This is a genomic window from Wolbachia endosymbiont (group A) of Conops quadrifasciatus (assembly GCF_964027015.1).
In the GTDB taxonomy this organism is placed as follows: Bacteria; Pseudomonadota; Alphaproteobacteria; order Rickettsiales; family Anaplasmataceae; genus Wolbachia.
This window is the reverse complement of sequence record NZ_OZ034722.1, coordinates 108,170-132,403: the sequence shown is the minus strand read 5'-3', so window position 1 is coordinate 132,403 and position 24,234 is coordinate 108,170. Positions and strand designations below refer to the sequence as shown.

The window sequence follows — 24,234 nt, the reverse complement described above, 5'->3', positions numbered from 1 at the left end:
CCTCACCATTTACTTAAATTTAATCAAAGTGAAGGATAATCCAGCATTAAATAGAAATTATCGGAGGCATAATGAAAAATTTTCTTCTACTTGTGGCTTTAATTCTCTCCTTTGCATTTGATGCACGTGCTGATCTAGATGCAACATCAGCAGTAATATGCAAAATAATTGGTTATACTCACGGCATAGGTGGGCCGATGATCACAATAGTGATAATAGGTGCAGCTTTACTTGCAATATTTGGCAGAATGCCGTGGCCAGCACTTTTTGCACTCGGTGCATTTACTGCTGTGTTCTTCGGTGCTCCTGCCGTCGTTTCAAAAATAGCACCAGGTACAGCAAGTAAGTGCGAGACATGTACGGGTAATCAAACATTGCAAGAGGAACCTGTAGGATCAGGGAAGTATAAGTGTAAATAGTCTTAAAAAGTTTAAGTCAATGATACTTCTTGTATCATTGACTTAAACTTAATCAAAGTGAAGGATAATCTAGTGAAATAGAAACTATAGGAGGCATAATGAAAAATTTTCTTCTACTTGTGGCGTTAATTCTCTCCTTTGCGTTTGACGCAAATGCTGATGAAACATCAACAGTAATATGCAGTATAGTAAAATACACTCAAGACCTAGGTGGGCCGATGATCACGATAGTGATAATAGGTGCAGCTTTGCTTGCGATATTTGGCAGAATGCCGTGGCCAGCTCTTTTTGCATTAGGTGTGTTTACTGCCGTATTTTTTGGTGCTCCTAAGATTGTAACGGTAATAGCACCAAATACAGTGCAAGCATGCTCATAGGAGCGTTCTATGTGACAGCGTTACAAATAAATGTAAATAGGTATTACAAGCCTCAAAAAAATCTTATGTACGTGGTGCTTCTTAAAGAAGCACCACTATCACATTATATCATAAACCTTTGTTGAGGTTTTCTTTACTTGAAAGTGGTAAGTTTTACCACTTTCAGTGTCTATAACTACCTAATAAATTCTCTTTATGTAATCATATCAGTTAAAGTCTGAATTCCAGTGTCAAGCACAGGAATGACAAGGTATAAACCTTATCGTCATACTGCCGCAGACCATCATACCGCCGTGGTATCTCTAGATCCCACTAACACGTAGCGGGATGACGAAGTTATTGTCATGCCACCGCAAACCGTCATACCGCGATTCATTCGCGGTATCTCATCCGCTAACAAGTAGCGGAATGACGAATTACTTGACCTTTACAGGGATGACGGTTGTCGTTTAGCCATAAATATTTAAGAAATTTACCAAACGAAAAAAAAGGCAAAAGAAGCCCCGTGATGCGAGTTTTGACCCTATAATAATTTGAACTGGCGCTGTAATAATGTGCTAACGCTTAAAATAAGCGCGATTTGGCTGAATGTAGAAAAAATAAAAAAGACATGCAGCCGCTATAATTTTATGTAATCCGCCAAAAAATACCCTAAGTTTTTTACTGAATTTTGTCATTGAGCCTGCAGGTCAAAAACAAGTTTTGAATCATAAATACCCTTATTGTCATAATAAGGGGGCTGACGGAGTTTGTCAAGTGATTTTTGTCTCTCCATGATACTTGGGTGACATCAACAGTTGTATTTTATATTATCTTTTTGCTCTACTAGCACTCAAGTTTCCTATTTAAAATTTTTAATATTAAATTCAATTCATTTGGATTATTATACCGTATCATAACTTTACCCTTAGAATTACTGTCATTAATTTTGATCTTTAAACCAAGTTGAGAAGATATAGCACCTTCTAGTGCTGCCATATCTTGACTTTTGGTATATCTCTGCTCTTTTTGGTTGTTACTTTGATGTAAGTCTTTTATCAATTTTTCAGTGTGCCTAACGCTTAAGCCTTGGGAAATTATTTTTTCTGCAATACTTTCCGCATTTTCAACATTAATCAACGCTCTTGCATGGCCCATAGATAGCTTTTTTTCGTTGATCATTGTTTTTACTCCATTAGGAAGTGACAACATCCGAATCATATTGGTTATGTGACTGCGGCTTTTGCCTATAGTTGAAGCTAATTCTTCATGTGTATAGGAAAACTCATCTATCAGTCTCTTATACGCTTCACCTTCTTCTATTGGATTAATATCTTGCCTTTGTATGTTTTCAATAATGGATACTTCCAAGCATTCCTTGTCGCTCAGATCTTTTATGATAACGGGTGCACTATCAAGATTTGCAATCTTGCTTGCTCGCCAACGACGTTCCCCAGCTATTATTTCGTAACCATCATCATTTGAATCTTTGCGTACCACGATAGGCTGTATAATGCCACTTTTCTTTATCGAATTTGCAAGTTCTCTTAATGAATCCTCGTCAAAATGTTTCCTCGGTTGAAATTTGCTTGGGTGCAGTAATGAAATAGGCAAATACTCTTGTCGATCTTCTTTATTATCATAATTATCGCCTATGAGGCCGGCAAGACCTCTGCCGAGGCGTCTATCATCCTTCATACCACGCCCTCACTCACTAGCTTCTTCTCCTTACAGCTGCTCGCGTGCTTTTTTAAAATTTCCCTTGCCAAACTTATATATGCTTGTGCACCAGGACACTTAAGATCATACACAATAGCGGGTTTTCCATGAGAAGGCGCTTCTGATAACCGTACGTTACGTGGAATAACAGTCTCATACAATGGTATGATAGTTTTGTATACTTTATCATTTAAATACTGGCAAATATCGTTTTTAATCTGTTCACTGAGTTTGTTGCGCCTGTCATACATTGTTAACACGATTCCTTCTATTGCCAAAAAAGGGTTTAGGTTATTCCTTTTTATCAGTTCTACAGTTTTAACTAAATGGCTTAATCCTTCCAGAGCAAAAAACTCACACTGAAGAGGAACAATAATAGAATTAGCAGCAGTCAAAGCATTTATGGTTAGAAGCCCAAGTGATGGAGGGCAATCGATGATTATATACTCATAATTATCGCGTATCTTCTCTAATGCGCTTTTTAGCACAAATTTTCCTCGCTCAAGTTGCGATAATTCAATTTCTGCAGCTGACAGATCAACTACTGACGAAATTAGTGATAAATTTGGAATTTCCTTTATATTGAAAATTGCCAATTCTATCAATTTATTTTCGCTGCTCAGTAGTATTTTGTATATATTTTTTTCTTCCCTACTACGATAAGAAATCCCGAGTCCGGTGCTAGCATTTCCTTGAGGATCAAGATCTACCAATAAAGTGCTTTTTCCCACAGCAGCAAAGGCTGTCGATAAATTTATACTAGTTGTGGTTTTGCCAACTCCACCCTTTTGATTTACTATTGCAATAATCTTGCTCACGCCTTTTATCTTATGTATAAAATAATTCTATTGTATATATGCAAGAAACTTTTGCATTAGAAAATTTTTTTGTTGCTAATCACACTAAAATTAGACTGTCTTTTTTGCTTTGTGTAACACACTTTGAACCTTGTTTCCCAATTCATTCAGAGTGAATGGTTTTGGCAAAAAGTGAAAATCTTCTATATTGATGTCATCACTCTTTAAAAAAGCATCTTCTGCATACCCAGAAATAAAAATAACGTTGATATTTGGCCTACAGATCAATGCTTCTTTAACTATTTCTGGACCACTCACCTCTGGCATGATTACATCAGTGATTATTAGATCTATGTGTTGATTTTTTTTACTGATTATTTCTAGCGCCTCGCTGCCTATGTTCGCTTCTATTACATCAAATCCTTTTCTTTTGAGTGCTTTAGAGATGAATTCCCTTACTGAATTTTCATCTTCAATCAATAAAATTATACCATTACCTTTAATTTCACTTACTACCGGTCTTTCTATTTCTTCACTATCTTCCTCTATCAGATTTTCATCTGATATGTAAACCATGGGCAAAAATATGCTAAATTTAGTTCCATGATTTACTTTGCTAGCAACATAGATGTATCCTTCAGTTTGTTTAATAATGCCATATACAGTAGAGAGGCCAAGACCTGTACCAGAGGTAATATCTTTGGTAGAAAAAAATGGGTCAAATGCCTTTTCAATTGTATCACTTGTCATTCCACATCCAGTATCAATTACTTCAATCACAACATAATTTCCATGTTCGATCGTTTCCTTGTCTGGAGAAAACATGTCCTGAGATGTAGAATTTAATGAGTCAATCTTTTGATTAAAGGTTCGTATAGTTAATTCTCCGCCCTTTTCCATAGCAGCACTAGCATTGACTGCTAAGTTAAGTATAACTTGCTCTAATTGCCCTTGATCAGCCCTAACAGCACCCAAGTCTCTACCATAATAAATATTAAACTTTATATTTTCACCTATTAATCTTTTTATCATTTCATAAAGATTAGCTATAGTACTATTTACATCAATAATTTTTGGCTGCAAGGTCTGTCTTCTTGAAAAAGCAAGCAATTGTCTTACTAAATTTGATCCACGCTTTGCATTTTGCTGTATCTGTATTATATCTCCAAAAGATGGATCACCAGCTGAATGTTGGAGTAAAAGCAAATCGCAAAATCCTATTATCCCAGTCAATATATTGTTGAAATCATGCGCAATACCACCTGCTAACTGCCCTATAGCTTGCATCTTTTGATAATGCTCAAGCTTTATCTCTAGGTTTTTGTGTTCAGTATTGTCAATAAAATAACAAAGTATGAAGATCATTTTATTATGAAGAAACTTATTGAAATATATTTTTATGTTATTATCGCCGTTGAGCTGTACATCAAAGGACGCATTATTTATTCTATTACTCGAAAAATATTCACGTATTTTCACATGATAACTATCTAATATCAATGTAAAGATTGAATTATTATCTGACCCTGCAAGCTTTATTAGTGCCGTATTTTTCTTTACAAAGTTGCCGTTTATGTCACATTGTGCAATAGCAATTGATGAATTTGCAAAACAAGGGTGTAATTGATAATCAACAATATTTGATTCGGTTGGTGTTATAAAGCCATATATATAGCTATGGTTGTATTTATCACAAAATATAGCAGTGCTCATATAAGCCTTGAATGGAATACCACTTATAGTAAAAAACAAAATTTCATTATCGGTTGTTGTATTGTTATATTTAGATTGAGATATAAAATCACTGATTGAGCTACCTTTTTCCAGTTTTTTCAGTTCAAATATATCTAAAAATCTTTTATTTACAGATAAAATCACCCCTTTGGCATTTGCAATGTAAGTTCCTATACTGTGTTTTTCTATTAACTCTTCATATATCTGCTCCTTGTTTATCTGTGTTGCTTTTAACACAAAATACCCATCTGGCCTTGCTATTGGCACTAATGATAAATTTAAAATCTTATTACTATTTATAGCAATTTGGGGATTATCTGGTATCGGCTCAAAGAGCAAAAGAAAGTTAGATACTCTATTCTTCTTGTTTAAGGAAATACATACTTGTACAGAAGAGTTATTTTTTAGTGCATGATAGAGTACTTTTTTGTCTTCTTCTGAAACATCTCCTATTTCAAAAATCTTGCCTAACGTAATGTCATCATCTATATGATCTTTAAACCTTTCGTAGAACCTTGCATCAGCATAAATAATACCCTCATCTCTATGTAAAATAAGGCAAAATTCTGTATTATGATTTAGTGCATTTGCAAATATTGCATTTTGAAATTCTATAGTATTAATTAGGTGTCTGTAGCGTTTTACATTATATATCATAAAGAGAGTTGTTAGAATGCTAACTAATAAATTAATCTCTATATTAATATGCTGACTATATATATCAAAAAAGTAGAGTATCGATATTGCTACTGGAGGTAAGAGCATAATAACTGCCATCACAACAATTGACATTCCATAATTTCTTAGTATGAAGTCAACCCTGTTCTCTTTTTTGTTATCTATGTATCTTTTACTCATTATTGTTACTTGGCATCGTTGTACATACGAAAATGTTTTATTATATTGATTTAATTATTATAGATTTATTAACGTCTTTGATAGATAATTATCATCCAAATCTAATTAAGTTCCTTAAATATCAGATATAACAATGTTAATAAGCTAGCGAGAGGATATTATGGAAAAACAAAGAACACAAGCATTTAAGTGGTTCTGTGCACTAAGAGATAAGATCATAGAATCTTTCTTATTAATTGAAAAACAATCATCCGCAGAGCCAAAGATCGAAAAAAGAAAGTGGGATCGCCCAGGTGGTGGAGGTGGTGAATCTACAATTATTTTTGGCAATGTTTTTGAAAAAGTTGGAGTAAACGTTTCAAAAGTACACGGAAAATTTGCAGATTCAGCCATTAATGAAATTCCTGGTGCAAGTGAAAGTAACGGAGAGTTTTGGGCAAGCGGTATATCTTTAGTGTCTCATATGCAATCGCCCCTTATCCCTGCAGCACATATGAACACAAGGCTGATATATACTTCAAAACAATGGTTTGGTGGAGGGATGGATTTTACGCCAATATATAAAAATGAAGAAGATTGCAAGTATATTCATGAATCAATCAAAATGACATGTGATAGATTTGACACCGGATATTATCCAAAATTTAAAGAGCAATGTGACAACTATTTTTTCTTACCACATAGAAAAGAGCCGCGTGGCATTGGTGGTATTTTCTATGATAATCTGAGTTCTGGCAATTGGAGAAATGATTTTGAATTCACAAAAGCAGTAGGTGAAGCCTTTTTGGAAATTTATTTGCACATCATACGTAAACGTATACAAAAATATTGGACAAAAGAACAACGAGAAAATCAATTAATAAAACGTGGCAGATATGTAGAATTCAATCTGTTATACGATCGTGGCACAAGGTTTGGTTTAATGACTGACGGCAATCCAGATGCAATTATGATGTCAATGCCACCACTTGTTAAGTGGTTATAGAGAGCTGCTATTAGCAGAAAATAAATCATCATAGTTTAAAGTTGTACCATGATAGTGAGCTTTTATATAGGGGGTATAATCATGGGTATAATAGATAATTTTTTAATTAAATCTGTCAAAAACAATGACATAAAAGGTGTTAAACTGACTCTAAGTCTCTACAATGCACTAAATAGTTTTAGAAAATTCTTTTCAAAGACTATGTCTTTCAAGAATACAGGATCATTTGATATAAATAATAATCAAGCTTTAAATCAGGCTTTAGGATATGCAGTAAAAAGTCTTGATTATGATGTAATGGAATTACTTATTAATGCTGGCGCCAACGTTAATGCAATAGGCAGCGACGGTATAAGAAGTGTAATCTATAAATACGAAAGAGCACTTGCTCATGAGAAAGAGGTTATGCCGGTCCTAGGCAAGGAGTATCTCAAAGACTATAAGGAAAAATGTTGTTTAATACTTGGTGAGTTAGTAATAAATGGTGCAATGCCTCGAAATGTTGCAGAAAAGGAAAAAATATTGAACATTTTCAAAGAAAGAGAGGGTTTTGATGAGTTTAAAGAAGTAGTAAAGCTGAAACTTGAGGCTAACTCAGTTGGTAACATGATACCACCTAAAAAACCTCCTAGAACCTTTGAATATGAGCCAATAACTATGTACGCTGAGGTGAGCAACAATGTAATACCACCTCAAAAACCTCCTAGAACTTTTGAGTATGAGTCAAAGAGTACTGGCCATGGTAATTTTCTTTTAAAAGAGTCTATTTACACTGAGGTGTATGACACTAAGGTTAGTAACTCATTAGGGGAGTTGAACGTATCAGAAAAATCTATTTATGCTGAAATATATGATTCACATAAAAAATCTACTGAAAATTCATCATTGGACGATAGTGGTTATTTGAGTATATCAGAAGAACCTATTTATTGCACTATAGATGATCTTTCAGAACAAAAAGCCTGCTAGCTTAAAACAGAAAGAGCCAGAACAATCGTCAGAACCTATTTATGCTAGGGTAGATTTGTCCAAGAAAAGAGCAGAAAAAAAAGCAAAAGATGTAAAAGCCAATTCTGGAACTTACCATGGGTTAGTGCAGGATAAAGTGAATGATTGGCAAGAGCAAGTGAAGCTAAGTGCTAATAAGCCGATAAGTCAGCAACAGACTAATGATCAAAAAATTAAGACCAAGGCTGGCTTTAGTGTAGAAGAAATAAAGCAGAAATATGAGCGTAGAGATTCTGGCTACGATTCTGGCTATGATTCCGATACAAAAGTTGAACAACAATTAGAATTAGGATCTAAAACTCCTAAATCTGAAATAAATTCAGTGAATATTAAATATGGAATAGAGAAAGACGTTTGCGCCATAAAATAATTGACTTTATGTGCATAATCAATATAACTTGAGTTAATTCGCATTGACTCTTTCGTCTAGTGGTTAGGACACCACCCTTTCACGGTGGTAACACGGGTTCAAATCCCGTAAGAGTCACTCAAGTAGAATATAATTAAAGTTTTGAATGGGAAAAATTAGGCTTTATTTTGAAGAAGCTTTATCACAAGGCGTGAGTTTAGCACTTAATCCACAACAAAGTCACTATATTTGCAATGTAATGCGGCTTAAGAAGTATGATAATCTCTCTCTTTTTAATGGAAAGGATGGAGAATGGTTAGGAGAAGTAGTTAATATATCGCGTAAATTAACAAAAGTTACACTCAAAGAATGCACTAAACAACAGCAATATGAGGAAAATTTATACTTATATTGTGCCATGGTAAAAAGTGGTGCTTTAGGCAACATAGTAAGACAGGCAACTGAAATGGGAGTAACCTGCATTCAATTTATTTCAACGGAACGTACAGTAGTAAAAAACATTAACCTAAGTAGAGCAAAATTACAGGCAATCGAAGCTGCGGAACAATCCGGTAGGATGAGTATACCAGAGATTTTGCCTCCTATTAACTTTTGTGAGTTACCTGATTCCCAGAGTAAAAATTTTGTTTTATGTGATGAAACAGGTAAAGCTGATAAAGTGCTGAAAGGTAAGAAAAATGTTGCTATTATTGTTGGCCCTGAAGGTGGTTTTTCATCTTATGAACTTGATCTTGCCGATAAGTTTTGTCAAAAATTGATTCTAGGAAAAAGAATTTTAAGGGTCGATACTGCTGTGGTTGCTGCACTAACTTTCACCAATTGGTGTAGCTAGATTTTTAAATATGGCTAAGGTTTGGGCCATAGAGAAATCTGATTCAGTGTTGCACGCACTAACTGTACAAACTCTATAGGCCGCCTGCGAAGCAGTTTGCTACTAAAGAGGAGCTAATAAAAACATATTCTAAAATAATATTAAATCTTATATTATATTTTTTCTAAAATAAACAAATGAATCTTGCATTTTGCCTGAGTTATTGATACTCTGAGTAAAGAAGTCGGGGCGTAGCGCAGCCTGGTAGCGCATTTGGTTTGGGACCAAAGGGTCGGGAGTTCAAATCTCTCCGCCCCGATGCTAGCAGAAGTTTTAACGCTTTTAATAGTTAGAGCTTTTAAAAGCATTTCGTTCATATTGCAGTTTAACGCTCAAGTTTATAAAATAATTGACAATGTTAATTTTCTAATTTATAAATAAATTTTGAAATGATTACCGAAGGAGGTATAGAGTTTGATTGAAGTATCAGTCCATTATGGTGATGTAGACAGAGCTTTTCCAGTATTGAAAAAAACAATTCAAAAGGAAGGAAGAGGGTTGAAAATGAAAAAACAATATCATGAAAAAAAATCAGAAAAAAGAGCTAAAAAGAAAGCTGAAGCGAGAAAAAAGAGGCACCAGCAAGAATGCAGAAGGCAGCGTTACGGTTGGTAATTTTTTAATAGTTTATCATTGGTTGTTTTATGAATATTCACGAATATCAAGCAAAAGAGATTTTGCATAAATTTAATGTCCCGGTGCCAAAAGGTTTTGTCACTATATCTGCAGAAGGAGTAAAGACTCAAGTAAGTCAATTAAAATCTGACGTGTTTGTGGTTAAAGCTCAAATTCATGCAGGTGGTAGGGGTAAAGTCGGTGGCGTAAAGCTAGCAAAGTCAGCTGAAGAAGCTCAACAGTTTGTAAAAGACATGATTGGTATGACTTTAGTTACTCATCAAACAGGGTCAAGCGGGCAGCAAGTAAGAAGAGTATATATTGAAGAAGGCTCAAGCATTAAGAAAGAGTATTACTTAAGCCTGGTAATTGACCCGAAGCTCAGTAGGCCAATATTCATATTTTCCTCAGAAGGTGGAATGGACATCGAAGAAGTGGCGAAAAATTCTCCCGCAAAAATTGTGAAATTTGATATTGATCTTGCTAAAAGTTTTGATAGCAGCAAGTTAAGCAGCAGTTTTAATTTGAGTTCAGAACAAATAGAAAAAATAACAAATGTTGCAAAAAATATATATGATGCGTTTATTGCAACTGATGCGAGCCAAATTGAAATTAATCCACTGGTTGAAACAAGTTCTGGAGATTTTATTGCGCTCGATGCGAAAATTAATTTCGATGACAATGCTTTATATCGTCACCCAGAAATTATGGAACTTCGTGATTATGATGAAGAAGTGAAAGAAGAGATAGAGGCTTCAAAGTATGGGCTCAGTTACATCAAAATGGATGGCAGTATTGGTTGCATGGTAAATGGTGCAGGTCTTGCTATGGCAACAATGGATATAATAAAATACTACGGAGCAGAGCCTGCTAACTTTTTGGATGTTGGTGGTGGAGCGAGTAAAGAAACTGTAACTGAAGCATTTAAAATCATATTGTCTGATAGCAACGTAAGAGGAATTTTGGTTAACATATTTGGTGGTATAATGCGTTGCGATATTATCGCAAGTGGAATTGTTGCGGCTGTAAAAGAAATGAGCATTAAAGTTCCTCTAGTGGTTAGATTATCAGGTACTAATTTTGAAGAAGGAAAAAAAATTTTAGAAGAGTCGGGATTAAATATTATTGCTGCAGATGAGCTAGATGAAGCTGCGCAAAAGATAGTAAAAGAGGTAAAATAAAGCATGTCCGTTTTAGTAAATAAAGATACAAGATTAATATGCCAGGGTTTTACTGGTGCACAAGGTACGTTTCATTCAGAGCAAGCTATTGACTACGGGACGAAAATGGTTGGCGGTGTAACTCCTGGAAAGGGTGATAGCACTCACCTTAATTTACCGGTTTTTAATACTGTAGCAGAAGCTAGAGAAAAAACTGATGCGAATGCTACGGTAATATATGTACCTGCTAAATTTGCTGCTGCTGCAATACTTGAAGCAATAGATGCAAAAATAGAATTGATAGTTTGTATTACAGAGGGCATTCCTATACTTGATATGGTGAAAGTTAAGCGCGCGCTTGTTGATTCAAAAAGTCGATTGGTTGGTCCCAACTGCCCGGGAATTATTACGCCTGAAGAGTGCAAAATAGGAATTATGCCTGGCCATATCCATAAGCGTGGACACATAGGAATTATGTCTCGCTCCGGAACTTTAACTTACGAGGCAGTAGCACAAACAACCGCTGTTGGTCTTGGTCAATCCACGTGTATCGGAATTGGGGGGGATCCAGTTCATGGTATGACATTTGTCGACTGTATGGAGCTCTTTTTAAAAGATGACGATACTCATGGTATTGTAGTTATTGGTGAAATAGGTGGAAACGAAGAAGAAGATGTATCACATTTTGTGAAAACAGAAAAAACTAAAAAGCCAATCGTTGGTTTTGTAGCAGGTCAAACAGCACCTCCAGGAAGACGTATGGGACACGCTGGAGCAATCATCTCTTCCAGTGGTGGAAGTGCTGGTGCAAAACTAGAAGTTATGCGGAGCGCCGGGATTGCAATTGCTGAAACCCCTGCAGTGATTGGTAAGAAGGTATTGGAAGTAATGCATTAGTGCCTAATCTAAAACGCAGCTGTACGAACGTTGTGATTTGAGGAGCAGTTTCTGCTAGAAAGGGTGTCACTCAAGTAGCTGACACTGGTTCACTCTATAATGGTGTCATCCGAGTAGCTTGACTACTTTGATCCAGGAAAGTTTGCTTGTAAGCAAGCAAACTGATTTGGTGAGTATAAAAGTGTTGTGTTATAGCTAACGCTGACTCTACGTCATACCGCCGCGGTATCTCTAGATCCCGCTAACACGTAGCGGGATACTTGACCTTTACAGGGATGACGGTTGTCGGTAGGCCTAAATTACTTTAGTCATAAATATTAAGAAATTTACCAAACAAAAAAAAGGCAAAAGAAGCCCCATGGTTGGCTAGTTATTTATATGTACTTCAAAATATTGGCGTTTTTTATTCTCCTAAGAAACTCCCTTAACTAGCGCTTCTTGTTGAACTAATATGTAGCCAAATTCCTGTGCTTTTTTGATTAAATTTTTTACAACTCTCTCTTTGTAACGTGTTTCGTAATAGCTCATTCCTTTTTCCACATACTCTTGTCCATATTTCAACATTTGGTAAAAGATGCATGCTAATTTTCTTGCTGTAGAAGTGATTGCTTTTATTGCTCCTAGCCGTTTTTTTAATCTCCTACAATATGCACCCAATGCACTTTTACTATTTCCCACAGCATAAGCAGCCATTCGCAAGGCATTCGTAGCACGATTAATAACTTTACGAGTTTTTGTTCAAAATACTTTTTCTCCTGTAATCTTATTAGCAGGGCTAAGCCCTAACCATGAGGTAAAATGCCTTTCTGATCGCCATTTATTATGATTAATGCCAACTTCCGCAATAATGGTTTGTACAGTTAGTACATCAAATCCAGGAATTTTAGTGAAATCTATACCAGTTACACGATACAATTCCTCACGCAGGGTGAAATTTGGTCTGCCTCTTCTAGACTTATTTTTTTCCTTACCTAACTCTTTACTCTCATCGGACTTCGTCTCTAATGCTTTGTAATAGTTCTCTATACTTTTATCACATTCAATTATTTTTTCTTGAAAAAAATTATATGCTTCATATTCTTGCTTTAATACAAATAAATGTTCTTCTCTATAATCGCCTGTTAATGCTTTTGCTATAGTAGCCTTATCATTCTTCATATTCACACTTCTGAATTCAGCTAGTTTTTTAGGATTCCTTTCACCTTCTACTATTGCTTTAATAATTTGCATTCCTGTGACGCCAGTAATATCGCTTGTCACTTTATGTAAATGAATATTCATTTGTACTAACACCTTTTGCATGCGATTAATATGTTTAGCAGCGTTTTCAATTAAGTTTTTACGTTGCCGAACATAACCACGCAATACACACATTTGATCATCTGGCCTAAATGATCCTTGGATTAACCCATAACTATGTAGTTGTTGAAGCCATTGACAATCCTGAACATCTGACTTTCTTCCAGGTACATTTTTTACATGTCTTGCATTTGCAAGCTTTACTTCAAGTCCATATGATTCAAGTACTTGGAACAAAGTAATCCAGTATACTCCTGTTGACTCCATGGCTACTGTAGTAACTTTACATTTCTTCAGCCATTTTGCTATGTTATGGAGATCCTCTGTAAAGCAGCTAAATTTTTGTATACGCTGTTCATCACTTCCTTCTGGTACACATACATAATGTACAGCTGAACCAACATCTATTCCTGCTGCATCAGGATTCATGATCTCTAATTTACTTTTTGCTTTTTTCATAGTAACTCCCTTATTATAATTTGTAATAGGGAAACGCTTCAGCTTGGAACGGTTAGATAATACAATCTCCTAACCGAGGTAGCCTAAAAAACTCCATCAATGATTTGACCGTTCCTCCCAAAACCATGCTAAACGACGGGTACTTATGGCACCAGTGAAAATTTCGGTTATAACTTCAGAGGCGCTTCCTATACAACTATACTTAAAAACTACTAAAAACTTAAATTGAGGAGTTTCTTCCTGGTTTGACAGATTTCTTCTGTTCAGTGCTAAATGATGCTAATCTTCTATTATGCTCTTTCTGCTCTGGAGTTAATGGCTTTTTACGATACTTTTTATATGGAATTATAACATTGCTTTGCAATTTTTGCCAACCTTGATATCCAGAATCGGCATATTTTATGCTATCGATTGGTAAATATTTTTCTTGTTTCCTTATGCGAAAATCATTAATTCTACCACGATATGAATTTGACACTGATAAAATTCTTCCACCTTCTTCGATAACAATCTCAGTTTTCATAGTGTTGGTTCTTTTTTTTTCCTGAATATGATTTCTTCCGTTTTTTACTATCTTCTGGTCTCTGTATTTGCTGTTCTGTAACATCAGCCAGAATCTTCAGTATTTTTTCTGGTGTCATACTTCTATCTTTTGTTATAGTAACTTTTTTGGCAAGTAATGGCTCTATTTTCTTCAGTAACCTAAATACATTTGCGTTGTGAACATTGAACAGGCACCCTAAAAATCTATGTGTTATGTAAGTGCGATAGTACAAAATTACGCAAAATAACTTATCTTCTAGAGTTGGTAGTTGTGATCTTCTACCATGGCACTTTTTCTGTTTTTCAAGTCTTTCCCACCCAGACCTAACTTTTTCCACTACCTTTTCGAACTCCTCTATAGTTAAACCTGTTATATTACGAAAGTTTCTTGGGTGTTTCTTCATGTTATAGTAACTAAAGCTCATTTTTTTACCTTACTCAATCTGCTTATTCTTCTTCTACTTCTCTCACATTATTTTTTCAATCACCTTTTGCAGCAGGTCTTAAGTGCAAGATTGGTGTTGAAATTGTAAAAGAATTAGCTGAGCTCAAAAATCTTACTTCACTTGATTTAATTAAGTGCAAGATTAGTGTTGAAGTTGCAAGAGAATTAGCTGAGCTTGCAAATCTTACTTCACTTGATTTAACTAAGTGCAAGATTAGCGGTGAAATTGCAAAAGAATTAGCTAAGCTATCAAACCTTACTTCACTTCATTTAGTTGGTGCAATATTGGTGTTGAAGTTGCAAGAGAATTAGCTGAGCTTGCAAATCTTACTTTTCTCAATTTAGTTGATTGCAAGATTAGCAATGGAGTTGCAGAAGAATTAGCTAAACTTACAAATCTTACTTTATTCGGTTTAAAGATTAGCGATAAAGGTGCAAACGTAAAACTGCAAAATGAGGTGCCGAACTCGCAAGAAAAACTTAAAAGCAGTAGCAAATACTATATTTGTGGAGCAGCAGTTGGTTTAGTTATTGGTTTAGTTGCAGCATATTGTTTAGGAGCTGCTGCTTTAACTCCTGTTGGCGTCTCTGTTGCAGTGTTTATTGCATCTGCTGTGGTTGGCGCGTTACTCGGAGCTGGGGTGGGTTATGCTGTGAGTACATATCTTGAAAACACTGAAGTTAAAAATATGCAACCTCACAAGAGTTATTGAAGATCTGTATTAAATACTAGCACAGGGGCTTTCTTCTATAGCTAACACAGGCCTATTTCAAGACCTCGTCATCCCGCTGCTTGTTAGCGGCTGAGATACTGCGGCGGTATGACGTAAAGAGATCTTACTTATTATAGCTATAACACTGAAGTTTACAATCAGAACAAACCACTTGGCCACGTGGAACTGACTTCAGCTTGTCCGTTGAAACTTGATTTGAGCAGAATATACATTTTATTGTGTTGCTTGGAGTAAGTGAGTTATCAACAGTAATCCTATCATCAAAAACAAAACACTCACCTTCCCAATTACCATTTTTATTATAAGTTTTTTCAAGGTAAGAAAGAATGCCGCCTTTCAGGTGGTACACATTGTTAAATCCAAGATTTTTCATGTACGCTGTTGATTTTTCGCATCTAATCCCACCAGTGCAGTACATAGCTACTTTCAGGTCTTTACTCTCAGAGAAAGACTTTGCCCACTCAGGAAAATCGCGAAAACGCTGAGTATGTGGATTGATTGCATTTTTAAACTTGCCTAATTTCACTTCATACTCATTTCGTGTATCTATTACTAAAACGTCAGGTTGAGAAGTAAAATCATCCCAATGCTCTGGATCAACATATTTACCCTTAAGGGAAATATCAAGATTGCCTACACCAAGATTCACAATCTCTCTTTTTAATTTTACCTTCATCTTGCTAAATGGTTGATATTCTGCTGCACTCTCTTTCCATGTAAGGTCCCTTAGCCTATAATCAGAACGTAGAAAATCGAATATTTTATCAATCGCGTTTCTTTCACCAGATACGGTTGCATTAATACCCTCTTCTGCAAGGAGTATAGTACCCTTTAATTCAATGTTGTCGCATGCAGTTTTTATTTCGTCTTTCATGTCATGATAATTAGAGAGTTCTACAAAGTGATAGAAAGTTGCAATGACGAAGCTCATGATTATTCACTTATCAATTAAAAACATGATATACAAAATTATAAAGATATTCAATAGTACGGCTGTTAATTACTGGATATCTTCAGTTTTTACATATAACATTTTAATATCAAATATAGATCCAAATTAATGTTTTTGAGAGTATTTAAAAATATATTCTTATTTTTAGTAAGTATATTATTCGTCTGTCCTATACTATCGTTAATATCGATTCTATTTACAGAATCAGCAAGTTCTGGATGGGTAATCAGCACACTTTTCCCTGAATATATACTGAGTACGCTAATTTTGATGATAGGAGTGGGGGGGATATCCTTCATATTTGGAGTGATTCCAGCATGGCTCACCACATTTTTTTCATTTCCTGGAAGTAAAATTTTTGAGATTGCTTTATTCTTTCCGATATCGATTCCTGGATATATAGTAGCGTTCGTCTATGTAAATACACTAGAATTTTCAGGTCCGGTACAGAGCTCATTAAGAGACATTTTAGAGTGGAGCAAAGGTGACTATTGGTTTCCTGAAATAAAATCCCTAGGTGGTGGAATATTAGTAATGGGATTTAGTTTATATCCATACGTTTATATGCTAGTCCGCTCAAGTCTAAAGAATGTTAGTAACTCAGTCACTATTGCGTCAACACTTGGGTTCTCCTCATTACAGAGCCTGTTTTCTGTCATCATACCTTCCATACGTCCATCAATTATAGCTGGGTTGTCCTTGGTACTAATGGAGGTAATTACGGATTTCGGCACACCACAGTTTCTTGCTATCGATACTTTTACGACAGGAATATATCGCACCTGGTTTTTACTGCATGATAAATATTCAACTACTGTTTTAGCAGATGCAGAATTGATTTTCGTTGCAACACTAATAGCTATCGAAAAGAAACTACAAAAAAAAGGAATATCTTACTCTTCAATCAACACTAATGCAGATTATCACAACAAACGGAGTGTAAGTGGCACTATACCATTGATCTTTGCTTATCTTATGTGTGTATTGCCGATATTAATAGGTTTTATTTTGCCAATGATTCCGCTCATATATTGGAGCATAGAGAAGGGGTTTTTCATATACGAAGCAAGGTTCTATAATATAATAGCAAATAGCGTTAGTTTATCATTTATCACCGCATTAATCTCAATTAGCATTGCAATAATGATTGGATATACGGCGCGTAAAAGTAAGGTAATCAATAATGTAGCACGTCTCATTTCTTTAGGCTACGCAATTCCAAATGCAATTATCGCAATTAGCATAATAATATTTTTAAGCAGAATATCTTCTTTCATTACTCAATATATTGTGGAAATTAGCTTGGTAGGAACTATTGGCGCATTAGTTTACTCATATTTATTTCGTTTTTTTGCTATATCTTTCAAGGTGGTAGAATCAGGGCTCAAAAAAACACCAAATGAAATTGAGTGGACTGCATATACCATGGGTCATGGGCCTATTTCCACATGTTTGAATGTTCATATCCCTCTCATCAAGAAGAGTATATTATCGGGATTTTTGCTCGTATTTATGGATACTATCAAGGAGCTCACAGCAACACTCATTATAAGACCATTTAATTTTGAAACTATATCAACTAGAATATATGAACTTGTAAGCGATGAGCGCTATAGAGAAGCTGCCCCATTTTCGTTGATAATAGTTATAATAGGCTTAATCTCTACAATAACCTTATTTACACTTGATGATAAGGATAAAAAATAAACGTAACCGTTCACAGATTTCCACTTAATTCTTCAATCTCACTAATAGAAAGGCCAGTAAACTTGACAATAGTGTTGACATCAACATTATTAGCCAGCATTGCTTTTGCGACTTCAATTTTCCCTTCAATTTTCCCTTTCTCTATACCTTTTTGTATACCTTTCTCTTCAGCAAGATCAAGTCTGTATTCAAGAATGGCTTCTTCTTTCCGTAGATCCATTATTCTTTCTTCGTAAGCTACTAAATCTTTTTCGTTCCAACGAAACTTGTCTAATTCATCATATGCTAGCTTTATTATTGGCGCTTTTTCTGCTATCTCTTTTAAGTCCTCTTTTGTTGTTTCTTCTGCGTATTTAAAAAAGAAACACCACCTTTCTACTATACAGTTTCTAACTGCTCTACTTTACTTTTTGAAAATTTGGGCAATTCTATAAAGATAAATTGAAAATCTTTTAAGTAATATCCGTTAGTTTTTATATCACGTATATTATGAGTAGAGATATAATCAACTTCTTCAGGAAGTAAGTTACAATTTGATATAGCAATAAAGAAGACTTTCTTTAAATCAATGTAGTTGCCAGATTTATCTAATTGTCTTGAGTAGGCTTTAGCAGCATATAATTGAGCGCGTTTTTCGAAGCCCTTGTCTCTAGCGAGCTGCATTTCTGCTATATATCTATTTCCGTGAGAATCCTTGCAGAGAACATCAACAATACTTTGTTTATCAGAGGCAACTTCGGGATCCATAATAGTGCTAAGAAACTCAACTTCTTGTATTGCATTTATCTCAGTAAACCCTAAAATATCGTTCAAAAAGTGGATCAGGATATTCTTATTTTTTCCGTTCCAAAGATTTTTTTGAAACACAAATCATTGCGAGGATCGAGAAATTTTGAAAGAGCCATGGCAAAAATGCAAGGTGCGCCAAGAAGTGCGTAAGGAACAGTTGGTGAAAATCTAACTCAGGTAAAGCCTAGCCAGCAATCTGGAACGAACTATTATGCTACGTAAGGTAACAAGCGTAGTAGGGCTAATAGAAGGGACAATATAGGATGCAACGAAAGTAAAGGTATTGAGTCCCGAAATTTTTGACGATATGGAGGTTGACGCTCTCTTGCAGGCGGAAGACAAAATAAGTGATAACGAAAAGGCAAGATATCACTTGCTCCATCGGGATCTAAGGCCGTGTCATGTGTTGAGATGGAACTTACGTGAACTTGGGAGATCCTTTGTATTCCCAATAGGGTACTCTAGAACAAGTCAATAAAGGCGAGGACTGGGGAAAGATACGAAGGAAGTCGGACTAACTGATAGTACTCAGAGTGTGGGAAAGCCACATACAAGGGGAAGCGGTTAGCAATATAGTAACTGGTATAAGGATTGCTATACAAATACAACAGAGATTGGAGGAATATGCAAGGAAAACTAGACCAGATAGTAGAAAGAGCGAAGCGAGATAAACGATTGAAATTCACATCGTTAGTGCATCTGATAAATGCAGAGAATCTTGCAGAGTGCTATAAGGAACTAAAACGAAACAAGGCTTGCGGTATAGACCAGGTAACAGTGGAAACTTACGGAGAAAATCTTGAAGAGAAGCTTAGAACTCTAGTGGATAGCATGAAGAAAAAGCAGTATCAACCGCAACCGGTGAAAAGGGTATATATACCAAAAACTGGGAGCAAAGAGAAACGCGGGCTCGGAATACCATCAACAGAAGATAAGTTGGTACAGATAATGTTAAAGAAGATACTAGAAAGTATTTATGAAACAAATTTTCTGGACAACTCTTATGGATTTCAACCAGGAAGAAGCTGTCATCAAGCGGTCAAAACACTGAATAAAGCAGTTATGGACAAACCAATTAATTACATTGTAGAAGTGGATATCAAGAAGTTCTATGATAATATTCAGCATAAATGGCTAATGAGATGTCTGAGAGAGAGGATAACAGACCCCAACTTATTGTGGTTAGTAAAACGGTTTCTCAAGGCAGGAATAGTTGAAGCTGGACATTATGAAGCAACCGAACAAGGTACACCACAAGGCGGTATAGTAAGCCCAATATTAGCTAAAATATACCTACATTATGTATTGGATTTGTGGTTTGAAAAGAAATTTAAACCTAGATCCAGAGTGAGTATGCAGCTAATAAGGTTTTGCGACGATTTTGTAGTGTGCTGCGAAAAGGAAGAAGATGCGAAAGAGTTCTTGGAATTGCTGAAACAAAGATTAAGAAAATTTGGATTGGAAATATCTGAAAACAAAACAAGAATAGTAAAGTTTGGCAAGAGAGAATGGTATCAAGCAGAAAGAGAGAAACGAAGAAAGAATAGCTTCAAATTTCTTGGATTTACCCATTATTGTGGAAAGAGTCGTAATGGTAGACTAATGATAAAACAGAAAACTGTAAAAACAAGTCTAGCCAGAAAGATTAAAGAAATCAAAGAATGGATGAAGAGAATTCGAAATCACGATCGTCTTAAAGAATGGTGGCAGAAACTCAAAACTAAACTAACAGGACACTATAGCTATTTCGGAATTAGCGGAAATTATCGATGTTTAAGTCAATTCTATCGATCGATAACAAGGCTAGCATTTAAGTGGATAAACCGACGTAGTCAAAAGAGAAGTATGAAGTGGGAGCAATTCAACCATTACTTACTAGTCAATCCACTACCAAAGCCAAAAATACACTATTCTTTATATACATGAGAGCGAATGCTATGAATGCTATTATTGTGGAGCCGTGTGCGGGAAAGCTGCATGCAAGGTTCTTGTGGGGAAGTTATAAGAACAAAACTCAAACAAGAGGTATAGGACTATGACTTCTACCGAACAAAATATTAATAATTATACACTATTATTAACAATTATTCAACCATATTTTTGAAGATAGCTAGTTTCTGTATTTATTTTAAATTGAAGAAAGCTCAAATGAAAGATCATGTTTTGCTAAAAATCACAGAATGCAGTCTAAAAGTGAACGGTTACAAATAAACTATTTTGATAGTTAATGGGGTCTAGTTTTGACGTATGGACTATCCAAAGAAAAGGGTGGTATCATAACCTCAAAAATTTTTATGCTTTCTTCATTCAGAAATTCATACTTACCCTGCATTATTCCTGACGGTGCATTTAAGTATGTTCCACTTGTGTATTTAAATACCTCTCCAGATTTTATCACAGGTTGTTCTCCGATAACACCAACTCCGGCAATTTCATTTATTTTTCCCTTATAATCTATTATTTGCCAATGACGACTTAATAATTGAATAGTTGATTGGCTTTTGTTTTTTATCTTAACGTTATACATCCATACATAGCAATTTTCATAAGGAATGGATTGCTCTTCAATATAAATTGGTAAAACTGTAACTTCAACAAAGTTGGTAGTTAGTGTGTACTCTATCATTATAGAATATTCATGATAAAAAGATAGTATTTTAATTATATACTTTTTTCATAGATTTTTCAAGTATACTTTAATTAGGAAATATCAATTTATAGTATGAACGAACCAGATGCGCTTAGCAAAAAAGTAATAGGAATAATAGGTGGTGGACAATTAGGTAAAATGACTGCTATCGCTGCAACAAAACTTGGACAAAAAACACATGTTTTTGCCAGTGCTAAGGACGATCCGGCTTGCTCTGTTGCTGATGATTTCACAATAGCAGATTTCTCTGATAAGAAAGCGCTTGAATCTTTTGCACAGAGTGTGGATTTGGTCACTATTGAGTCTGAAAATATTCCATGTAGTGCAATTGATATCGATGTAAATTTTTATCCGGGTAAAAAAGCGTTACACATTGCGCAAAATAGGCTTAGAGAGAAAGATTTCATTAGAAGCTTGAGTATAAAAACTGCTGAATACAAAAGTATACAAAATTATAATGAGCTACTGAAAAGCAGTAGAACTTTTGGCTATCCAACAAGGCTGAAAACAACAGAAATGGGTTACGATGGAAAAGGGCAATATGTGCTTGAGAATGATTCTGAAGTGAAGCAATTTGCTTCCTTTGATTGGAATACAGAGTACATTCTTGAAGCAAGTGTTGATTTACTGAAAGAGGTTTCAATAGTCGTTGCAAGAGATAAAAACGGTAAAGTAGCTTTTTTTCCTATAGCAGAAAATTACCACGTTGATGGAATACTTGATACTTCAACAGTGCCAGCTAAAATAGATAGCAAATTAACTCAAGAGGTACAACGAGCTGCAAAGAAAATAGCAAATGCGCTCGATGTAATAGGAATTCTGGCTATTGAATTTTTTGTTACTAAAGATAACGAATTGTTAGTTAATGAACTAGCTCCAAGACCTCACAATTCTTGCCACTGGAGCTTGGATGCATGTAACGTTAGTCAATTTGAACAGCTGGTTAGGATAATATGCGGGCTACCTATGCAGGAAGTAGTATTACGCTTTCCTTGTATGACGAAAAATATAATAGGTAACGATATATATGATTCTCATAAGTATTTGAGCAACGAAAAAGCTAGTTTAACCATATATGGGAAAAAAGAGGTTAGAGATAAGCGTAAAATGGGACATGTCAATATAGATTTAAGTTAATAGTTTTTCTACGTCATTCCGCCACAACTGTACGAACATTGTGATATGATGAGATGTTACATAGTAAACGGTGTCACTCTAGCACGTATTTGTACGAACATTGTTATTTGAGTACACCAGGAAGGATGTCATTCAAGCAGATACCGTCTAGTTAGTCAACAAGAAAATTACAAAATAAGGCAATATTTCATATAAGATTGAAAGTATTTTTTTTAACAATCAGCTAAGTAAACCTTCCTCCAACAGCTTTACCCTGTAGTTTTTGATATGATCTGGATCAAAAGCCTTCTTTGAACCTTAGAACACCAAAAACAATATGGAGTAACTTACGCATCGCAGCTCCCACAATGGCCATATTATGCTTGCCTTTTTCTTTTAATCTCTTGCAAAAAGTCATAATAATAGGATTGTGATTTTTAACTACTATAGCAGGAAAATACATTGCCTTACGTAGTGTTCGTGAACCTGATTTACTTAATCTGGGCTTGGCATATACAGAGGAACCTGACGTTATATTTCGTGGTATAGCTCCAGCATATGCTGCCAATTGCCTGGCATTTCTAAAAGCTTTTATGTCAGGAACTTCAGCTAAGATAGCTATTGCTGATTCCTCTCCTATGCCTGAAATAGTTAATAGAAGTTGAAAATTTTCCAACAACTCTTTGTGTTGCTTTAATAGTTCACGTATGGAGTTTTTTATTGTTTCTATTTTTTGAGCTATATTCATTGCAAGGTCTTCCCAAGCATTTGTAACTTCTTTAGGCAGTCTCTCTTTTTTTTCTAAGTGGTTATTTACTAATGTCAATTCATCTTTTAACGCAGCCGAGCAACGATAAAGATGTTTTAATTTTTTTAACTCAGGAGAAGGTGGTGTCCAACGAGTTGGTTCCTGTCTTTGTCAGTAATCAGCAATAATTTCCGCATCGGTCTGATCATTCTTTTGTCGTACAAGCTTACTTCTTGCATAAGATCTTATGCAAGAAGGATTTACAACACTTACAAAATGTCCAGCATTGTGTAGAAATTCAGCCAGAGCTTCACTATAACAACCAGTAACTTCCATACAAGCTTTCACTTGCTCTACGTTATGTTTTTGTAGAAAGCTCTGCAGACCTTGAAACCGATTATCATCGTTCTTAAAGCTTCTTTTCCTAGTTTCACGTTTTCCTTTTTTACTTATAAATGAGAGAAAAACATCAAAGCGATCTTTTGATACATCTATTCCCAGAAAGTTGTTGATCATATATAACCCCATACGTTACCATTAAAAATGAAAAGTAAGGCTATTCTTGAGGATATAGAATTAGAACCATTTAGGTCTTTCTACGATACCTTCCAGCCTATACCTTTGAGAAGGGAGCTCTTATCTACTTGACAGATTTTATATCTAAGCCCTATGACAGAGTGCTTCCCTTCTCCATCTAATGCTTAAGCTTAAAACATTAGATGCTTTTTACAAGATACAAAACCAAATGCTGCTGCTCCAAGAAGTGAAAAGAGAACTATTATAGCTGCTTCTGTACTGGCAATAGCTGGAGTTGCTTTAGGAATAACTATTGCAGTTTACTTAGAAATGTTGGCGGTTGGAGTTTGTTGTCTTATTGCTGCTGCAATCATATATTGTTGTAATCAGCCTTCAAAGTCACTTGAAAATAGCAAGGTCCAAAGATTTTCTGAAAACGTTCCACAACCCAGTTTGTAAAATTCACAAGAACCATTAAAATATTTTT

The 24,234-nt window shown here is 35.3% G+C and carries 17 protein-coding genes, 2 tRNA genes and 5 pseudogenes; 15 read left to right on the top strand and 9 right to left on the bottom strand.

The features are described from left to right. Positions 1-71 precede the first annotated feature (71 nt). Entirely contained in the window at positions 72-419 is a 348-nt protein-coding gene (locus tag AAGD69_RS00710) for a TrbC/VirB2 family protein (protein WP_341812232.1), read from the top strand. 98 nt (positions 420-517) lie between these two features. Then, positions 518-796: a TrbC/VirB2 family protein gene (locus AAGD69_RS00705; RefSeq protein ID WP_341812231.1), complete on the top strand. Its 279-nt coding sequence runs from the start codon at positions 518-520 to the stop codon at positions 794-796. 825 nt (positions 797-1,621) lie between these two features. Here AAGD69_RS00705 and AAGD69_RS00700 read toward each other — a convergent pair. From AAGD69_RS00700 to AAGD69_RS00690, 3 genes are all read right to left on the bottom strand, one after another. Further along, positions 1,622-2,473: a ParB/RepB/Spo0J family partition protein gene (locus AAGD69_RS00700; protein WP_341812230.1), complete on the bottom strand. Its 852-nt coding sequence runs from the start codon at positions 2,471-2,473 to the stop codon at positions 1,622-1,624. Next, positions 2,470-3,312, bottom strand: coding sequence for an AAA family ATPase (locus AAGD69_RS00695; protein WP_341812229.1), 843 nt, complete (start codon positions 3,310-3,312; stop codon positions 2,470-2,472). The genes AAGD69_RS00700 and AAGD69_RS00695 overlap by 4 nt, the downstream gene beginning before the upstream one ends. A 90-nt stretch (positions 3,313-3,402) precedes the next feature. Continuing rightward, on the bottom strand, positions 3,403-5,883 hold the full coding sequence (locus AAGD69_RS00690; RefSeq protein ID WP_341812228.1) for an ATP-binding protein: 2,481 nt from the start codon (positions 5,881-5,883) through the stop codon (positions 3,403-3,405). Positions 5,884-6,043: 160 nt separating this feature from the next. Here AAGD69_RS00690 and hemF point away from each other — a divergent pair, with 160 nt between their 5' ends. From hemF to sucD, 8 genes and pseudogenes are all read left to right on the top strand, one after another. Continuing rightward, complete coding sequence (gene hemF, locus AAGD69_RS00685) at positions 6,044-6,868, top strand: oxygen-dependent coproporphyrinogen oxidase (protein ID WP_341812227.1); 825 nt, start codon at positions 6,044-6,046, stop codon at positions 6,866-6,868. A gap of 48 nt (positions 6,869-6,916) precedes the next feature. Beyond that, positions 6,917-8,246: pseudogene (locus AAGD69_RS06920) on the top strand (hypothetical protein). Positions 8,247-8,291: 45 nt separating this feature from the next. Continuing rightward, positions 8,292-8,363, top strand: a tRNA-Glu gene (locus AAGD69_RS00670). A 28-nt stretch (positions 8,364-8,391) separates the two neighbouring features. Next, positions 8,392-9,078: a 16S rRNA (uracil(1498)-N(3))-methyltransferase gene (locus AAGD69_RS00665; RefSeq protein WP_341812224.1), complete on the top strand. Its 687-nt coding sequence runs from the start codon at positions 8,392-8,394 to the stop codon at positions 9,076-9,078. A gap of 224 nt (positions 9,079-9,302) precedes the next feature. Further along, positions 9,303-9,376: transfer RNA gene (locus tag AAGD69_RS00660), tRNA-Pro, on the top strand. A gap of 155 nt (positions 9,377-9,531) precedes the next feature. Continuing rightward, complete coding sequence (gene rpsU, locus AAGD69_RS00655) at positions 9,532-9,732, top strand: 30S ribosomal protein S21 (RefSeq protein WP_341812223.1); 201 nt, start codon at positions 9,532-9,534, stop codon at positions 9,730-9,732. Positions 9,733-9,761: 29 nt separating this feature from the next. Then, positions 9,762-10,913 carry an ADP-forming succinate--CoA ligase subunit beta gene (gene sucC / locus AAGD69_RS00650; RefSeq protein WP_341812222.1) on the top strand — a complete coding sequence of 384 codons (1,152 nt, stop codon included), beginning with the start codon at positions 9,762-9,764 and terminating at the stop codon, positions 10,911-10,913. A 3-nt stretch (positions 10,914-10,916) separates the two neighbouring features. Further along, positions 10,917-11,789 carry a succinate--CoA ligase subunit alpha gene (gene sucD, locus AAGD69_RS00645; protein ID WP_265033078.1) on the top strand — a complete coding sequence of 291 codons (873 nt, stop codon included), beginning with the start codon at positions 10,917-10,919 and terminating at the stop codon, positions 11,787-11,789. Positions 11,790-12,200: 411 nt separating this feature from the next. On the opposite strand, the pseudogene AAGD69_RS00640 reads toward sucD, so the two are convergent. Beyond that, positions 12,201-13,547 (bottom strand): annotated as a pseudogene (locus AAGD69_RS00640) (IS110 family transposase). A gap of 244 nt (positions 13,548-13,791) precedes the next feature. Then, positions 13,792-14,515: pseudogene (locus tag AAGD69_RS00635) on the bottom strand (transposase family protein); the annotation flags it as partial. A gap of 89 nt (positions 14,516-14,604) precedes the next feature. Between AAGD69_RS00635 and AAGD69_RS06915 the strand changes: the two are divergent. Both AAGD69_RS06915 and AAGD69_RS00630 read left to right on the top strand, forming a co-directional pair. Beyond that, a complete protein-coding gene (locus AAGD69_RS06915; protein ID WP_410529876.1) occupies positions 14,605-14,847 on the top strand; it encodes a hypothetical protein in 243 nt (80 codons plus the stop codon). A gap of 146 nt (positions 14,848-14,993) precedes the next feature. Then, positions 14,994-15,248 carry a hypothetical protein gene (locus tag AAGD69_RS00630; protein ID WP_341812221.1) on the top strand — a complete coding sequence of 85 codons (255 nt, stop codon included), beginning with the start codon at positions 14,994-14,996 and terminating at the stop codon, positions 15,246-15,248. Between the two features lie 124 nt (positions 15,249-15,372). On the opposite strand, the gene AAGD69_RS00625 is transcribed toward AAGD69_RS00630, so the two are convergent. Continuing rightward, positions 15,373-16,200 carry a rhodanese-related sulfurtransferase gene (locus AAGD69_RS00625; RefSeq protein ID WP_341812220.1) on the bottom strand — a complete coding sequence of 276 codons (828 nt, stop codon included), beginning with the start codon at positions 16,198-16,200 and terminating at the stop codon, positions 15,373-15,375. Between the two features lie 129 nt (positions 16,201-16,329). Here AAGD69_RS00625 and AAGD69_RS00620 point away from each other — a divergent pair, with 129 nt between their 5' ends. Further along, on the top strand, positions 16,330-17,928 hold the full coding sequence (locus AAGD69_RS00620) for an iron ABC transporter permease (protein ID WP_341812219.1): 1,599 nt from the start codon (positions 16,330-16,332) through the stop codon (positions 17,926-17,928). Positions 17,929-17,938: 10 nt separating this feature from the next. Here the strand turns inward: AAGD69_RS00620 and AAGD69_RS00615 are convergent. Further along, positions 17,939-18,833: pseudogene (locus tag AAGD69_RS00615) on the bottom strand (Rpn family recombination-promoting nuclease/putative transposase). Between the two features lie 508 nt (positions 18,834-19,341). On the opposite strand from AAGD69_RS00615, the gene ltrA reads away from it, so the two are divergent. After that, on the top strand, positions 19,342-20,643 hold the full coding sequence (ltrA, locus tag AAGD69_RS00610; RefSeq protein WP_341811720.1) for a group II intron reverse transcriptase/maturase: 1,302 nt from the start codon (positions 19,342-19,344) through the stop codon (positions 20,641-20,643). 298 nt (positions 20,644-20,941) lie between these two features. Here the strand turns inward: ltrA and apaG are convergent, their stop codons facing one another. Continuing rightward, the gene (apaG, locus tag AAGD69_RS00605) at positions 20,942-21,343 is read right to left on the bottom strand and encodes a Co2+/Mg2+ efflux protein ApaG (RefSeq protein ID WP_265033283.1); all 402 of its coding nucleotides are present in this window, start codon (positions 21,341-21,343) and stop codon (positions 20,942-20,944) included. A 96-nt stretch (positions 21,344-21,439) separates the two neighbouring features. Here apaG and AAGD69_RS00600 point away from each other — a divergent pair, with 96 nt between their 5' ends. Beyond that, complete coding sequence (locus tag AAGD69_RS00600) at positions 21,440-22,504, top strand: 5-(carboxyamino)imidazole ribonucleotide synthase (RefSeq protein ID WP_264731642.1); 1,065 nt, start codon at positions 21,440-21,442, stop codon at positions 22,502-22,504. A 219-nt stretch (positions 22,505-22,723) separates the two neighbouring features. Here the strand turns inward: AAGD69_RS00600 and AAGD69_RS00595 are convergent. After that, positions 22,724-23,747, bottom strand: a pseudogene (locus tag AAGD69_RS00595) (IS110 family transposase). Positions 23,748-24,234 lie beyond the last annotated feature (487 nt).